This window comes from Kaistella yananensis, assembly GCF_026107505.2.
GTDB lineage: Bacteria > Bacteroidota > Bacteroidia > Flavobacteriales > Weeksellaceae > Kaistella > Kaistella yananensis.
Window position 1 is genome coordinate 22,545 of sequence record NZ_JAPCHZ010000001.1, and the last position, 15,927, is coordinate 38,471.

17 protein-coding genes are annotated in these 15,927 nt (G+C 38.0%); 5 read left to right on the plus strand and 12 right to left on the minus strand.

Annotated features, from left to right (window positions below; all coding sequences use genetic code 11):
• Positions 1-7: 7 nt before the first annotated feature.
• Positions 8-343 carry a DUF3276 family protein gene (locus OK344_RS00105; RefSeq protein WP_088468170.1) on the minus strand — a complete coding sequence of 112 codons (336 nt, stop codon included), beginning with the start codon at positions 341-343 and terminating at the stop codon, positions 8-10.
• 113 nt (positions 344-456) lie between these two features.
• A complete protein-coding gene (locus OK344_RS00110; RefSeq protein WP_265142885.1) occupies positions 457-2,118 on the minus strand; it encodes an ABC transporter ATP-binding protein in 1,662 nt (553 codons plus the stop codon).
• A 160-nt stretch (positions 2,119-2,278) separates the two neighbouring features.
• Here OK344_RS00110 and nusB point away from each other — a divergent pair, with 160 nt between their 5' ends.
• From nusB to yajC, 3 genes are read left to right on the plus strand one after another with little or no spacing between them, the layout of a single operon-like run.
• Positions 2,279-3,184: a transcription antitermination factor NusB gene (gene nusB / locus OK344_RS00115; protein ID WP_265142886.1), complete on the plus strand. Its 906-nt coding sequence runs from the start codon at positions 2,279-2,281 to the stop codon at positions 3,182-3,184.
• A gap of 10 nt (positions 3,185-3,194) precedes the next feature.
• Positions 3,195-3,680: a DUF1573 domain-containing protein gene (locus OK344_RS00120; protein WP_265142887.1), complete on the plus strand. Its 486-nt coding sequence runs from the start codon at positions 3,195-3,197 to the stop codon at positions 3,678-3,680.
• Between the two features lie 19 nt (positions 3,681-3,699).
• Entirely contained in the window at positions 3,700-4,029 is a 330-nt protein-coding gene (gene yajC / locus OK344_RS00125; protein WP_088468167.1) for a preprotein translocase subunit YajC, read from the plus strand.
• Positions 4,030-4,077: 48 nt separating this feature from the next.
• Here yajC and OK344_RS00130 read toward each other — a convergent pair whose 3' ends face one another.
• The 4 genes from OK344_RS00130 to OK344_RS00145 all read right to left on the minus strand — a co-directional run bounded on the left by OK344_RS00130 (position 4,078) and on the right by OK344_RS00145 (position 10,057).
• Complete coding sequence (locus OK344_RS00130) at positions 4,078-5,766, minus strand: putative transporter (RefSeq protein WP_265142888.1); 1,689 nt, start codon at positions 5,764-5,766, stop codon at positions 4,078-4,080.
• Positions 5,767-5,841: 75 nt separating this feature from the next.
• Positions 5,842-7,110, minus strand: coding sequence for a DUF2851 family protein (locus OK344_RS00135; RefSeq protein WP_265142889.1), 1,269 nt, complete (start codon positions 7,108-7,110; stop codon positions 5,842-5,844).
• 30 nt (positions 7,111-7,140) lie between these two features.
• On the minus strand, positions 7,141-8,289 hold the full coding sequence (bshA, locus tag OK344_RS00140) for an N-acetyl-alpha-D-glucosaminyl L-malate synthase BshA (protein ID WP_265142890.1): 1,149 nt from the start codon (positions 8,287-8,289) through the stop codon (positions 7,141-7,143).
• Positions 8,290-8,326: 37 nt separating this feature from the next.
• Positions 8,327-10,057, minus strand: a complete 1,731-nt coding sequence (locus OK344_RS00145) for a glycoside hydrolase family 3 protein (RefSeq protein ID WP_265142891.1) — start codon at positions 10,055-10,057, stop codon at positions 8,327-8,329.
• A gap of 107 nt (positions 10,058-10,164) precedes the next feature.
• On the opposite strand from OK344_RS00145, the gene OK344_RS00150 reads away from it, so the two are divergent.
• Together OK344_RS00150 and deoD are read left to right on the plus strand one after the other, a co-directional pair.
• Positions 10,165-10,668, plus strand: a complete 504-nt coding sequence (locus OK344_RS00150; protein ID WP_143332912.1) for a hypothetical protein — start codon at positions 10,165-10,167, stop codon at positions 10,666-10,668.
• Positions 10,669-10,841: 173 nt separating this feature from the next.
• The gene (gene deoD, locus OK344_RS00155) at positions 10,842-11,558 is read left to right on the plus strand and encodes a purine-nucleoside phosphorylase (protein WP_265142892.1); all 717 of its coding nucleotides are present in this window, start codon (positions 10,842-10,844) and stop codon (positions 11,556-11,558) included.
• Positions 11,559-11,603: 45 nt separating this feature from the next.
• On the opposite strand, the gene ribA is transcribed toward deoD, so the two are convergent.
• The 6 genes from ribA to lolB1 are packed head-to-tail and all read right to left on the minus strand — an operon-like array spanning position 11,604 to position 15,903.
• Positions 11,604-12,203, minus strand: coding sequence for a GTP cyclohydrolase II (ribA, locus tag OK344_RS00160; protein WP_265142893.1), 600 nt, complete (start codon positions 12,201-12,203; stop codon positions 11,604-11,606).
• 5 nt (positions 12,204-12,208) lie between these two features.
• On the minus strand, positions 12,209-12,676 hold the full coding sequence (locus OK344_RS00165; RefSeq protein ID WP_265142894.1) for a hypothetical protein: 468 nt from the start codon (positions 12,674-12,676) through the stop codon (positions 12,209-12,211).
• Entirely contained in the window at positions 12,657-13,283 is a 627-nt protein-coding gene (locus OK344_RS00170; protein ID WP_265142895.1) for a DUF4254 domain-containing protein, read from the minus strand. The genes OK344_RS00165 and OK344_RS00170 overlap by 20 nt, the downstream gene beginning before the upstream one ends.
• An 8-nt stretch (positions 13,284-13,291) precedes the next feature.
• The gene (locus OK344_RS00175; protein ID WP_088468157.1) at positions 13,292-13,495 is read right to left on the minus strand and encodes a Sec-independent protein translocase subunit TatA/TatB; all 204 of its coding nucleotides are present in this window, start codon (positions 13,493-13,495) and stop codon (positions 13,292-13,294) included.
• A 33-nt stretch (positions 13,496-13,528) separates the two neighbouring features.
• A complete protein-coding gene (locus OK344_RS00180) occupies positions 13,529-15,112 on the minus strand; it encodes a M23 family metallopeptidase (RefSeq protein ID WP_265142896.1) in 1,584 nt (527 codons plus the stop codon).
• Positions 15,109-15,903, minus strand: a complete 795-nt coding sequence (gene lolB1, locus OK344_RS00185; protein WP_265142897.1) for a lipoprotein insertase outer membrane protein LolB1 — start codon at positions 15,901-15,903, stop codon at positions 15,109-15,111. Before lolB1 ends, OK344_RS00180 begins: the two co-directional genes overlap by 4 nt.
• Positions 15,904-15,927: the final 24 nt, after the last annotated feature.

Sequence of the window (15,927 nt, forward strand, 5' to 3'; positions counted from 1 at the left end):
TGTTTTATTAAACTTCGTCGTCAGATTCTATTGTAAATGAGCGACTTTTAAAGTCCTTGTCATGTCTTTCAGAAATTACATCTTCGCCTTTTTGGCTGATGATGAAATCTGTAGATTCCTTAAACATGTCTTCAAAACTCTTGAAATCTTCTTTGTAGAGATAGATTTTATGTTTTTCGAAGGTAGCTTCTCCGTTTTCACCAAAGTTTTTCTTGCTTTCGGTAATCGTAAGATAATAATCTCCCGCTTTAGTCTCGCGCACATCAAAGAAATATGTTCTTCTGCCAGCTTTCAACACCTTTGTGAAAATTTCATTTTCGTGGCGTTCCTTGTAATCACTCATTTGTAGCTATTTTTTGAAATCTTGTGTAACAAATATAAAAGATTTCTTTTAATTGCAAAATAATTATTTGTTTTTTGTTAACAAAAATGACTTATTGGTGACAAATCCGCATTTTATGCCGAAGCGGAATTTTCTACTTTGGTGAGATTCAGGATTTTATCTGCGCGTTTTGCACTGCTTTCGCGGTGGGTAATGATGATCGAACTGCTTTTTTGGATTTCGTTTTCAATATTCTGAAGGATGTTTTCTTCGGTTTCGGTATCTAACGCCGACAGGGAATCATCGAAAATCAGGATTTTAGGTTCTTTAATTAAAGCCCTTGCAATACAGATCCGCTGTTTTTGACCGCCAGAAAGCATCACGCCGCGCTCGCCTACCATGGTTTTATACTGGTCTTTAAATTCTACAATATTTTTGTGAACATCAGCCTTTTTCGCATATTCTTCAACCTTTTTTAAAGTAGGATTATCGATTGCGAAACCAATATTTTGTTCGATAGTATCCGAAAACAGGAAGCTTTCCTGAGGAATATAGCCGATATGTCTGCGGTAATTTTCGAGATTGTGCTCTTTCAGGTTTTTTCCGTCAATTAATATTTCACCTTCTGTAGGATCTATCAATCGGCAAAGCAAAAGGGCGACTGTAGATTTTCCACTGCCTGTTTTTCCCATAATGGCCAGTGATTTTCCGGCTTCGATGGTAAAACTTAGATTGTCTAAAGCTTTAATTCCCGTATTCGGATAAACGTAAGAAACATTTCTGAATTCAATATCGCCTTTAATGGGATAATTATCATAGTTGATATTGATGATGTCGCTTTTCATGTCGAGAAACTCATTAATCCTCGCCATCGATGCATCTGCCCGCTGATTTACAGAAGTAACCCAGCCTACCATAGAAAAAGGCCAGATAAGAATGTTGATATACATAAAAAAATCTGCGATTTTACCTACAGAAAGCTCGTTGTTCATGTACTTTTGTCCGCCAATCAAAAGAATGACTACATTCAGCAAACCGATCACGAAAAGGATAATCGTAAAGAAATAAGCTTCCGTTTTTGCCAGATCCAGAGCTTTGTCCTGATAATCTTTAACTTTTATGCCGTAATTTTTTTCAATATACTTTTCCCGCGCAAAGAATTTCACCACGCGTATTCCGGAAAAACTATCCTGAACAAAAGTTGAAATTGCAGACTGGCTTTTCTGCATTATTTTCGATTTTTTGTTGATGATGGAACTTACTTTATAAATTACGTAGGATAGAATCGGTAGCGGAATCAGCGACCAAACCGTCATGGAAACATCTGTTTTCAGCATGTAGATGCTGGTAATGATGAGCAGGATCAGGAGGTTCACGATGTACATCACTCCGGGTCCGAGATACATTCTTACCGCCACAACGTCTTCACTCAGCCTGTTCATTAGGTCGCCCGTTGTGGTTTTTTTGAAATCCGTTAAAGAAAGTTCCTGGTAATGGTTGTAAATTTTATTTTTAAGTTCATATTCAATTTTTCTTGAAGCTACAATAATGGTTTGCCTCATCATAAAAGTGAAGAATCCTGTAAGTATGGATGATACCACGATAATTCCAACATAAATCAAAACCTGGCGGTTAAATCCAAGGTTGGTAGTCTGCGCAATCTGGTCTACAGATTTCCCGACAAACTGTACTTTATAAATGCTGAAGAAATTACTGGCGATAATAAACAGGAATCCCCAAAACAGCAGGATGCGGTGTTTCCAGAAATATGGATTCAGGGTTTTCAGTGCGTTCATAGATTGGGTTTTGGCAATGAGGGTTCTGCCGGAAAATTTTCCTGATGCAAAAGTAAGAAATTGAAAACGGATTGAAGGTTTTTATTGAAACCGAAAACACAAACAGAAACAGGAGTTTGCAAAAAAATGTTATCTTTGCACGCATAAAAAGCTCTTTGAAATGTTAGGAAGAAGACAAATTCGTGAAAAAGTCGTAGAAGCGGTATATTCTTATTACCAAAACCCTGTGAAGGCAGATGTTTTAGAGAAAAACATGTTTTCGCAGATCGAGAAAATCTATCATCTTTATATTTATCAGCTCAATTTTTTGGTAGCCTTGAAAGCACTCGCCGAAAAGCAGATTGAGATTGGTAAAAACAAGTATATAAAGACTGAAGACAACCTTAATCCCAATCAGAAATTCATCAACAATAGGGTGCTCAATATGTTGGAAGAAAACACCGAAAGGCTTTCTTTCACTTCCAAACATCAGGAACTGAAATGGGAACTGCACGATGAACTTTTGGTAAAAACCTTCCAGCGAATGACTTCCGGAAAACGTTACCAGGATTTTATGAAAGAAGAAGGATATTCTTTTGAAGAAGACCAGAAATTCATCGGCAAGTTATTTTTAAGATATATTGCAGAGAATGAAGATTTTCACGACCATGTAGAAGGATTGGAACTGAGTTGGGCTGATGATTTTCACATTTCAAATTCAATGATTCAGAAAACCATCGGGTTTTTTAAAGAAAATGAGCCGAGCCACACCTTAATCAAAATGATTAAAGATGAAGATGACCGCGAATTTGCCCGAAAACTTTTAAAGCAAACCCTTAATCATTGGGAAGAAACAGAGAAGAAACTGGAAGGCCGACTCGAAAACTGGGATATCGAAAGAATCTCGCTTATCGATAAAATTATTCTGGTAACTGCAATCTGCGAACTCGATTATTTCCCGTTAACGCCGGGCAGGGTGATTATTAATGAATATATCGAGATTTCAAAAGTTTTTTCCACGGACCGTTCCAACATTTTCATTAATGGAATTTTAGATAAATACACCAAAGATTTTAATAGAAATTAATAAAATATTTATGAAGAATTTAGTAAAATTATTACCCCTGGTAGCGGCAATGACATTAGTAAGCTGCAAAAAAGACCAAACCGCCGATCAACTTATAGTTGAAGAAAATGTAGAAGCAACGGCTGCACCTGAGGCATCAGCACCAGCGCCTGAAGCAGTGGCTGTAGCAGCAGCGGCAGGACCTGCAACTACGGTGGCCTTATCAGAATCTAATTTTGCTTTCGGTAAAATTAAAAAAGGTGATAAAGTAGAGCATGTGTATGAAGTAACCAACACCGGAACAAATCCACTGGTAATTTCTGAAGTTAAACCGGCTTGCGGCTGTACCGTTCCTGATTATACAAAAGAACCGATTCTTCCGGGACAAAAAGGTAAAATTACTTTGAAATTTGATTCTGCAAGTTTCGACGGACTGGTAAGCAAACAGGCAGAAGTATATGCCAATGTAGAAAAAGCGCCTATCGTACTGAGTTTTACGGCAGATATTCAGCCCTAATTATTTAATTTAAATTTATATGATAGCAATATTTTTACAGGCGGCTTCACCTGAAGGTTCGATGATGCCTACAATGATTATGATGGGCTTAATGTTCGTTGGATTTTATTTTCTGATGATTCGTCCACAAATGAAAAAGGCCAAACAGGAAAAGAATTTCCAGGAAACCCTGAAAGTTGGAAGCAGAGTAGTAACCACTTCAGGAATGCACGGCAGAATTGCACAGATTCAGGATGATGGCGTGGTAATTGAAACCCTTTCAGGAAAATTAAAATTCGAGAAAGCAGCAATTTCAAGAGAATTTACGCAGCAGCGTTTCCCGGATTCCACACCCGATGACAAGAAATAATTTTCTTAATCAATATCAAAAGAGCAACTGTTAGGTTGCTCTTTTTTATTAACTGAATATCAAAATTAAAAGACTCGCCACGAAAATCCTGAAAATCGTCACCAGCGGATAAACCTGCGCATAACTCTGTATCGGAACATCAGAATCCAAATAATTCGTGCTGAATGACAATGCGGCAGGATCGGTATAGCTTCCGCTCATAATTCCTGCAAGCTGAAGAAAATTAATTTTCATAAAAAATCTTCCCACAATTACCATTGTGATTAAAGGAATAAAGGTAATTGCTGAACCGAACAACAGCCAACTCCAGCCATTATATTTCACAAAATTATCGTAGAAACCGTCGCCGGCATGGATTCCCACCGCTGCAAAAAACAGACAGATTCCCAGATCCTTCATAAAATAAATTGCACCGTTATTGATGTAGGAATGGATGAAAGAAATCCCTCCGTATCTTGAAATTAAAAGTGCTACAATAAGCGGTCCGGCGGCAAAACCCAGCTTTATGGGCACCGGAAGACTTGGGATTACAATCGGAATTGAACCTAAAATCACTCCCAAAAGCAAACCTCCGAAGAGGGAAAGGAAATCGGGTTCCAGAAGTTTTTTTTCTGAATTTCCTATAATCTTTTCTACTTCTTCGATGGCTTCCTTAGAGCCAATTACTCTCAACTTATCACCGTAAAAAAGTTCAAGAGATGGTCGCGGAAGGATTTCCCGCCCCGCGCGGAAGACACGGGTAACCTTCAGATCATACGTGTTGTAAAGATCGAGTTCTGAAAGTTTTTTATGAATGACTGAAGGTTTGGTAACGAAAATATTTTTATTATGAATTTCAGAATCAGATTCAATAAATAAATCACTGGAGGGTCTTCCCAACATTGCAACAAAATCGTCCACATCTTTTTCTAAACCTACCACCATCAGCACATCCCGTTCTCTTAAATGCACGTCTAATGTTGGCGACTGTACCACTTCACTACCGCTGTGTTTCAGCCGCGAAATTACAATATTGCGTCCAAAACTTTTAATCGTGTCATGCAGGGTTTTCCCAAAATATAGAGAATTGGTAACGCGCATTTTTTTGTGGATTAAAGGCAGCTCGCTGTTGATTTTCGACATCCGGAATTTCCTCATTTCAATTTCAGGATCAATCTTGAGCAAAAATTTCGATACAATGATGGTCCCGATAATTCCGAAAACTCCCAGCGGATAAGTAATCGCATATCCGATGGTAGGATCGTTGAAAACCCGCTCGGGGAAGGAGTTCTTTATTTCTTCGATGGTGTTTTTCGCGGCTCCAAGACCAGGCGTATTGGTTACCGAACCACTCATAATTCCTACCAAATCTTCCATCTTAAGGCCTGTAGTTTTAAAAAGAACAACCGTAATGAGCCCGCCGAAAAGGACCGTGGAGACTGCGAGTATATTGAACTTCAAACCTTCATTCCTGAACGAAGAAAAAAATGAAGGCCCTACCTGCAAACCGATTCCGTAAACAAAAAGAATCAAACCGAAATCGCGGATGAAATTCAGGATTCCTTCGTCAATTCGGTAACCGAAATGGCCCAAAAGTAATCCTGTAAACATTACGGCCGAAACACCAAAAGTAATTTTGCCCATTTTTAACCTTCCGAAGAAAATTCCGGATCCCACCGCCAACATAATTACAACGATGGATTGTGTAACCGTAGGATTTTCGGCAGGAAGAAGAAGTGCTTTTAACCAATCGAACATTTTGCTGATTTTTATTCAAATTTAGCACTATTTACGGCAAAAGCATATGAATTTACAATGAATTATATCAGAGATTCACGGGTTTTTGACGCCGAGAAGCTGATATCCTATGCTGCAGTTTAAGCAATTCTTTTTTTCACAGAAATTTTTGTAATGATAAATAAAGGCCTGGCTTTCCAGCGCATTGTTCATTTTTACATTCAGTGATTTCCAGTTTTCGGTGGTGGTGTTTTTTTCGGGATTCATTGCGCGGTAAAAATCCAGAATTTCATCACTGATATGCTCATCGGCATTTTTGTGATAAGTATATTTAAAAGGTAAAACAGTATTGATCAGAATAAGATTTATAAATTCTTCCGTCAGAAATTTTTCGCATACAACAGGAGAAATTTTACCGAAATTAAAACGGTTGTCCCAATATTCACTTGCTTTTGCACTGTTGAAAATGCTTTTAATATCACTGTTTTTTACCAGAATAAGCTTCGAAAAAAGATTTTGGTTCAAATAATAAAGCGACGCAAGTTGTGAGAGCCTCACGGTGGGGAAGTTGGGCGGCCGAAGTTTCGAGAACTTCGGGGTGATTTTAAGTTTTGGCAACTGATATTTTACGGTGAGAAAATCGAATTCTCTCTTCCAGATTTTCATTTGTTCATCTTCCGGTTTTGCGAGCCAGCCGCAGGCTCCGAAAAACAGAGCTTCGAGCTGAGTTTGGTTTTGGCGGATTTTATTCACCACAGAAAAGTCGAGGCTTTCGGCAAGCTGTTTAAAGTTTTCAGCATTTATTTTTAAACCGAACGCATAAGCAAGTTGGTGAAAAAGTACGGCTTCATAATTATTTTTGTTCAGCCGTAGTGCTTCTTCAATGACGATCGATTTTTCATCGAGTTTTTTAATGAGGATTTCTTCAGTAAAATTAAAAGGTATAAAAGTGGGTGAAAATAAATTTTCGCAGGCGATAAACTGATTTTGTTTGAGTAAGGATTCGTATTTCCAGAGTACTGTTTCGTCGATATAATTTTTTAATTCCAGCGTGGGAATGTTCCTGTTCTGAAGTTCCTCAACCTCCACATCGTGATAAAAAACGGCATGTAAAATTAAATTTTCGAACTCGGGATTTCCGGAATGCTGATGAAAAATGTAATCGGAAGATTTTACATGAAGTTCAATATTTCCGGCTAAGAGTAAATCTCTGAATCTTATTTTTCCCAAAAGGAAATCGGGTCCGGAGTCGAAATTCCATTTTCCGAAATCGAGGATTTCCAAAGGATTTCCTTCCACATCTTTAAAATCAAAACTTTTGAAAATCTTGAAATTCCAAAGATATTGAAGGAGCTTTTCGTTCATCCCCGTTGTATTAATCGTTACATGAAGTGATTATTGGTTTGGAGTATCGTTTTTAAAATTCTTCAGCGTTTCATCATACATCTGTTCATAAAGCGGAAGAATGTTTTTCAGGTCAAATTTAATGGCCTGTTTTTTCGCATTTCTTTTCATTTCCAGAAGCAGCTCATCGTTGCTCAACAGTTTGATGGCGTAGTTGCTCATGGCTTTCACATTGCCTATTTCTGCCAAATAACCGGTTTCGCCCTGAATATTTACTTCCGGAATTCCGCCTGCATTCGAGCTGATAACGGGCGTTTGCGCTGCCATTGCTTCCAGGGCAGCAAGTCCGAAACTTTCCTGTTCGGATGGCAGTAAAAATACATCGGACAGCTGCAGGATCCTGTAAAGATCGTTTACCTTTCCTAAAAGCCTTATTTTATTGATAAGATTCGGGTTTTTCTCCAGAAATTCGTTTACTTTTTCCATATCAGGGCCTTCGCCAATAATGATAAGTTTTGATTTAACGTGTTTTTCAACATCTTTAAAGATTTCTAAAACATCAATAATCCTTTTTACAGGCCGAAGGTTAGAAACGTGAATCAGGATTTTTTCATCATCTGTGGCAAACTGCTTTCTGCTGCATACATTAAATTCATCAAATTCTGTGTTATCGATAAAATTGGTGATGACTTTAATTTCTTTCTTTATATTGAAAATCTGCAGTGTGTCTTTTTTTAAACTTTCGGAGACTGAGGTAATGGTATCTGATTGATTTATAGAGAATTCTACTGCGTGTTTGTAGCTGGGATGCTGACCCACCAACGTGATGTCTGTACCGTGAAGTGTGGTAACCAAAGGAATATCTTTGCCTTCTTCTTTAAGCATTTGTTTTGCGGTGAAGGCCGCATAAGCATACGGAATGGCGTAATGTGCATGCAAAAGATCGAGTTTATAAAGGTTTACGACGCGGTAAATCATCGATGAAAGCGCAATGTCGTAGGGCTGATACTGAAAGAGCGGATAAGTTTGAACGTTTACTTTATGGAAAAAAATATTGGGGTTGGTAATATCCAGCCGAGCCGGAAGGTTTGAACTTATGAAGTGTACTTCATAGCCTTTGTTTGCGAGCGACATGCCCAGTTCTGTAGCAACAATGCCGCTTCCGCCGTAGGTTGGGTAACAGAGAATTCCGATTTTCATAGGTGTTTTGTTTTTAAATTGAATTACTCAATTACTTTTATTTTGTTGCTTTTTTTGATGTTTCGTTTTCTGCAGTCATATGAAGGTCTGTTCCCATTCCTGCTTTTAAATTTTCGTTTACTGATACGGGTAAACGTCCTGTAATTTTACTTTTTCCTGAGAGCGCTTTTGCCGTGGCAGTCATAGAGTCATCATTATTTTCGTAGGATACCAAAACAGTGGATACATTTGAAATATCAATATCTTTTAAAGCATAAGCTGATCCGAAAACATTGAGAATTACATGATGGTTTTTGCTTAATTCCCCAAGGATTTTTTTGCTTTCGTCCGAAATTTTATACGGTTTATAAGCGGTAGAATTGTCTTTGTGGAAGCCGATAATCACTTTTGAATTTTTCGGAATTGAAGCTATCTCTGAACTTTTCTTTACGATTACAGTAGTTTTTAAATTTAGCTGATCCGCAAAAGTTTGATAGGGAGCTTCTTCAAGGGGAACATAATAGTAAACTTCACTGCAATTTAAGGGAAGAAGTTTTTTATTGTCTTTTAGCAGCGTTAAAGCGTTGGTGTAAAGATTTTGAACCAGCTTTGTATGAGATTCATTGTTCAAATGGTAGTTAATGTTTTCCGGGTTTCGGGGTTCATACTTATCGAGTCCCAGATAATATTTTGTCAGCAGGATTTTCTTCACGCTTTCTTCAACACGGTTCTGGGTGATTTCCTTTTTGTCAATCGCCTGCTGAATGAGTCTTTTGCCTTCCTTTACCCCTTCTGAAAACAGCATAATGTCGTTTCCGGCTTTAAATGCAAGTGCATCCAATTCGCCGGGTTTATAGCGTTGTGCAACGGCACCCATATTGAGCGCATCAGTAATGATCAGTCCTTTATACCCAAATTTTTCTTTTAGAAGGCCGGTAATGATGTTTTTGGAAATTGAAGCTGGTATTCCCTTTTCCTTTTCCAAAGCAGGAACATAGAGATGAGCGACCATTACCCCGCCAATTCCTTTATCCATAAGCGTTTTGAAGGGCGCCAGTTCCACCGCGTTCAGGCGGTCGATATGATGAGCTACCACGGGCAGATCCAGGTGAGAATCTGTGTTGGTATCACCATGTCCCGGAAAATGTTTTATCGCTGCCAAAATTCTGTTATCCTGCAAACCGTTGGAGTAGGCTAATGCAGAATTCACGACATTCTGAACTTCGGATCCGAAGCTTCGGTTTCCGATAATAGGATTGTCCGGATTGGTGTTTACATCAACTACAGGAGCAAAATCCCAGTTAATTCCCATTCTTTTGGAATCTTCAGCGATTTTTGCAGCCATTTGGGTGATCAGATTTTTATCCTGAATGGCTCCCAAAGTCATCGCCCAGGGAAATTTGTGAGCTGCTGAAATACGCTGGAAAAGTCCCCATTCTGCATCCATGCCAATCATGAGCGGAACTTTGGATTTCGACTGAAACTCATTTACTAAATTTATTTCTCTGGCTGCATCGTCCTGCATCAGGATTAATCCGCCAATCTGTTCCTGCTCCACAATGCTTCTTACGTTGCTGATATAGTTTTCGCCTTTATTGGTATACAGTGCAACAATGAATAACTGCCCGAGTTTTTGATCCTGAGAAAGTGAATTATAGGTTCTATTTACCCATTCTTCTGCCTTTTTTAAATCTGCCTTGGTGAGATTTTTTGGTTGGTACTGGGCAAATAAATGGATGTAAGTGAATAAAAAAAGAATACTAAGGACTGTATGTTTTGCAGTTTTCATTAATCAGATTTAAGATGATAAACAAAAATACAATTTTTAAAGTTTAAATTTCTAATTTATTGGCATGCATATTGAGATGTAGCTTACAAACCTTTAATTATATAAAAATGAAAAATTACTTTACAATACTGCTTATGGCGATTTTTGGCTTTCTGGCAGTGAGCTGTACGGATAGAAATGATGAAGTGCTGGTTGATGATAATGATACTTATCCAATGATGAGAGATATTACAGGAACCTTCAACAGTGGAAACAGTTATACGATTTCTCAGGGAATCAACATTGCAAGTACAGATGTAGTGTTGGTTTACAGAAACATTAATTCAGGATCTTCTGGAACTGCAGTTTGGCAGCTTTTACCTAAAACCGAATATTTATCCAACGGCAGAGAATTAGATTATAATTTCCTGTTCGATACGGCAAATATTGAAATTTATACCGAAGCAAACTTCGACCAGGCTACCTTTACAGCTGCAGAAGCTACACAGTATCTTAATAACCAGCGATTCAGAATTGTTTTGGTTCCCGCTTCACAGGGTAAAAATGCGGGCGTGAATTACAGTGATTACAACAGTGTAATTAAATTCTACAATATTCCGGACCGTGACTAATATTTAGATATCATTCAAATCTTTACCTATAAATGAAACCCGCTGAAAAATCAGCGGGTTTTAATTGTATGATTTTTGTCCGTTTTATGGAGTTTCAGGGAAATTTTTGCTGAACATAATTTTTAAATCGAACATTATTTCTTACTTTTAAACTTCATTTTAAAATTAAAATTATGAGTGTTCATATCGCTGCAAAAAAAGGAGAAATCGCAAAAACAGTTTTGCAACCCGGAGACCCGCTTCGTGCAAAATATATTGCCGACAATTTTCTGAATGAGGTAAGACTGGTAAGCAAAACCCGCAATATTTATTATTTTACCGGTTTGTATAAAGGTAAAGAAATCTCGGTAGGTGCAAGCGGAATGGGCGCGCCCAGTATCGGGATTTATTCTTACGAACTTTATACGGAATATAACGTGGATACCATCATAAGAATCGGAACCTGCGGTGGATACACCTCCGAGCTGAATTTATTTGATGTGTTGAATGTTGAAAATGCAGCCAGCGAATCGACTTACGCAAAATTTGCATGGGGAATCGAAGATGAAATTATTGAAAATCAGGGGAATGTATTTGGTGTCATTAATGAGACCGCAGCAAAATTATCTCAAGCGGTAAAATCCACAAACATCCATACCAGCGATATTTTCTACAGGGCAACGCCCGGAACTCCTGCAATTGCAGAGAAGTACAATTGTACCGCAGTAGAAATGGAAGCTTTCGCGCTTTTTGCCAATGCCAAACATTTAGGAAAAAATGCGGCTACGCTTCTTACGGTATCGGATATTATTCCAACACAGGAACAAATTTCGGCAGATCAGAGAGAACAGGCCTTAACTCCAATGATTGAGTTGGCTCTGGAGACAGCTTTACATTTTATAAAAACTTAAACAGGTTAAAAAAATAAACGCTTTGATTTTTCAAAGCGTTTATTTTTATGATTCATTTTCGTCTTCCAAAAGATGTCCGAAGTAATCTTTTTTTACTTTCAGGTAACCTTCACTGTCTGATGTGGAGGTAATCTGTAAAGGAATCCTTTTGTTCAGATGTATATTGCTGTTTTCAACAATTTTAATTTTAGCGGGATTGTTGGTAAGAAGATTTATTTCTTTTACTCCTAAAATATTTAGAATTTGGATGGCCTCGCTGAAATCTCTGTCGTCTGCCGGAAGGCCCAGTTTAAGATTTGCTTCCACGGTGTCGAAACCCCGTTCCTGCAGCGAGTAAGCTTTTAGTTTATTAATGATGCCTATGTTTCTGCCTTCCTGGCGTAAATAAATTATAATTCCGCCATTCTCGTGGATGAATTTCATCGCTCCGTCGAGTTGCTGGCCGCATTCACATTTTTTGGAATGAAATACCTCCCCGGTAATACATTCGGAATGAAAACGGACATTTACTGGCTGCGAGAAATCTGTATTTTCGGCAATGATAGCCATGTGGGGCATCCAGTTGCTTTCATCCTCAGAAAAGGCAATCATCCTGAAATTCCCATAATCTGTGGGAACCTGGGCTTCTGCTTGAATTTTTAACATGCAAATTAGTTTTTAAAGGTAGATACTGAATCCTGAGGAATGGTACTGTTCAGGAAGCTCATGTTTGTTTTGATTCTTACCAGATATCTGTTCAGCACTTCGTCTTCATCACGGTTAAGAAATTTTCTGAGTTTTTGCAGCTTTTTATAAGATCTTTCGAATTTTACTTTTGAATCTTCCATACCTACCAGATTGTACGTAGTCATTGCGCCGATATAATCCTTTAAATGAGATTTCAGGATAAGAACTTCACTGTTTACAGCATCATTCCTGAATTTTGGAAACGAGCTTATCAAACTGGTAATTTCTGAGGAGTAAACAATAAGATTTTTTGTCTCACCTAATGAATACGAACCAGTTGATCCATTTAAAGAAACAGAATTTTCGCCTATGGGCGAGAGATTTATTTTCTCAGTAGAACAGGAAAAAATAAAAAAGAAAAGTAAAATGTAACTAACTTTTAGTCTGGTCATTTTTCACGTTTTGATACAGGACCGGATTAAGATTTTCATCATTATACATTTTCATCTGTTTGTAAACTTTCATCTTAATCTTACCGTTCTCTATATCAAAAAGCAATTGGTCTATTGCTTCAGACAGATCCTTTTTCTGCTCCAGTAATACATTTAGTTTATTGGTACAGTTCAATCTGTGTTCTTCACTTGCAGAATCTCTGTTGGCTTCAAGTGACATATGGTAGATTTTCAGTGCAAGTATCGAGAGGCGATCCACTGCCCATGCGGGGGTCTCGCTGTTGATTTTCGCGTTGTAATCCGGCGTGATATTTTCATATTTCTGTAGAAACCAACTGTCGATAAACTCTACCAAATCAGTTCTTTGCTGATTTGAAGAGTCTATTCTTCTTTTAATTTTTAAGGCTTCAGCTGGTGTTATATTTTCGTCACGAATTATATCTTCCAAATGCCATTGAACGGTATCGATCCAGTTCTTTGCATACAAAAGCCATTCCAAAGTGTTTTTTTGGAAGGAATTATTAATCGGCGTATCTACATCATCTTTTAAGTGATAATCATTAATCGACTGATTAAAGATTTCCCAGGCACTTTCGGAAAAGCTCATAGCTGAAATTAGTTCGCAGGATTAGAATTATTTTTTGAGTCTTCCGGAGTTTTCTTGTCTTCTTCTTTCACAGCATCTTTAAATTCTTTGATACCAGAACCTAAACCTCTCATCATTTCCGGTATTTTTTTGCCTCCGAAAAGAATGAGTACTATTACAGCAACGATGAGTAAGTGTTGCCACGAAAGTGCTAATATGGTAAGTGCAGTCATGTTTAAATTTTGTACAAAGTTAAAATATATTTTTCAATTTACCCAACCCATCGGATCCACTGGATTTGTGCCGTTCCAGATCTGGAAATCCAGCGTATAGGTTCCATCGAAGTCTGCACCTACAGTCCCAATCGAAGTGCCTGCTGACACCTGTTGGTTAGCGGAAACCATGGTATTCGAGAGGTTTGCATAAATAGTAAAATATTCACCGTGTTTCACGAAAACCATTTTAGAGCCGTCGCCGGAAGCTACCACTCGGGAAACGGTTCCTGGTGCTACACATTTGGCAACAGTTCCTTTTGTAACGGCAATCTTAATTCCGTTATTTTCTTCAATAATATTTTTGAAAACCGGGTGCGGTTGGCGTCCAAATCGGTGGGTAATCGTTCCGTAAGCCGGCATTCCCATTTTGCCGCGGTTCGCTGCAAAGTTATTTCCTACAGCACTTGATACACCGTAATTGGTAAGAGCTTTATTTTCCGCAGCTTTTTTCTGATCTTCATTTTTTTTGCTGAGGGAGGCTTCGGCTTTTCTGGCGTCGGCTGCTTTTTCTGCAGCAGCTTTTGCATTTGCAGCAGCGATAGCAGCATCTTTGGCCGCGGCGGCTCTTCGGGCTTCTGCTTTTTCTGCATCCGCTGCTCTTCGGGCATCTTCAGTTTTTTTCGCATCGGCTGCAGCCGCTATTTTTGCCCTTTCGGCTTCCTCGGCTGCTTTTTTGTCTGCAATATCTTTAAGTCGTTTTGCCTCTTCATCAGCCTTCTTTTTTTCTAAGGCTAAAGCTTCCAAACGGGCTTTGTTTTCAGCTTCAATTCTGGCTTTTTCACGTTCTGCGGCGATTTTTGCAAGACGTATTTTCTCTGCCTCTTCCTTTTTTCTTTGTTCTTCTTTTGCTTTTGCTATTCTGATCTCTTCAGCAATGATAGAACGGATTTGACCTTCGAGTTTTTTAGATTCAGTTTGTTTCTGCTTCAATTCTGCCGTCAGTTGAGCTTCATTTTTCTTGAATTCCTGAAGCAGATTCTCTTTCTGTTTCTTTTCTGCAGCAATGGTGAGCAGATCTTTTTGCTGATTCGATAATAATGTTTCTTTGTCTTTAACCGACTTCTGCTTTAATGCGATATTCTGGAGCAGTACCTGTGCGGCTTTGGAGATTTCCGCGGCTTTTTTATCCTGATAATCACTATAATCTTTCAGATACTGAACTCTGCGCAGGGCTTCACCGAGATTTTTAGAGGAGAGAATAAAGGTTACTTTGTTCTGTACGCCTTTGTTTTTGTAAGCTTTTACGAGGACTTCAGCATAATTTTTCCTTAAGACAGCCAGTTCCCTGTTTTGTCGGTTAATCTCCAACTGGCGGAGATAGATATCATCTTCAATGAGTCTTTTTTCCTTTTGGGTATTGGTGTAAACTTTTTCGCGGAGCTGAATTTTTTTCTGAACATCATTAAGATAAGCGACAGAAAGTTTCGATTGCTGTTGGGTTTTTGCTAAGTTCGCATTGATGGAGGCAATCTGTTTTTTAAGTTCTGCATTTTGCTTTTGAAGTTGTTCTTTCTTTTGCGAGAATAAAATTCCGAACAAAAAAAGTCCTATTAAAAAGCTTAATTTCTTAATCATCTGATCTCAGTTTTCGTATAATTATTGGGAACGGAATACGGAGTATCCATCTTCGAACTGTCAAATTTCGTATTTTCCAATAAAATTTGGCTTGTTTTTGTACCTTTTATTATTATTTTAACATTTGTTGGCAATTGCATACTTTCAAAGTTCGCCCAGTTTGTATAAGAAACTTCAAGGTTATCTGGCGAATTAGCATTTTTCAGAAATACTTTTGAAAGGTTCATGTTGTTGTCGTAATCTATTGCTACTGCGTATTCTGATGTTTTTCCATCGTTTTCAAATTTCAAATTATTTATTGAAGTTAATTGATAACCCTGAGCGTTTTTCGTCAAAACAAAATCCTTTTCATTCACGGGAATAAAAGTTCTGCCTGTAAGAAGATTCTGTAGCGAACTGAAATCGATAAAGTTGACATTCAGTAAATTATTAAGGTAAGAAAAATCGGATTCAATATAGGTTTTGTTCCATTTTTCGTAACCTTTAATTCCGTCTGGTGTAGCAATTCCGCGGCCTACATTTAAAAAAACCGCAATCATGTTCATCCATACTTTCTGTCCGTTTTCGATATAAATGGTTGCATCTAATGTAGGAATAAAATTTCCGGTCTCAACATTTACTCTGGAGTTAATCTTAACCTGTTGAAAGTTGGGTTTTTTATTTATTTCTTTAAAAAATGCTGCTGTTTCAGTAATTGGAGCATTAGTGCTTACCGGTACATGTGTAGCAGTTTGTGTTTTACAGGATAACACTGAAATCGAGGCAATGAGTATGATAATATATTTTTTCATAAGAATTTTTACTTTTTTGTTTGC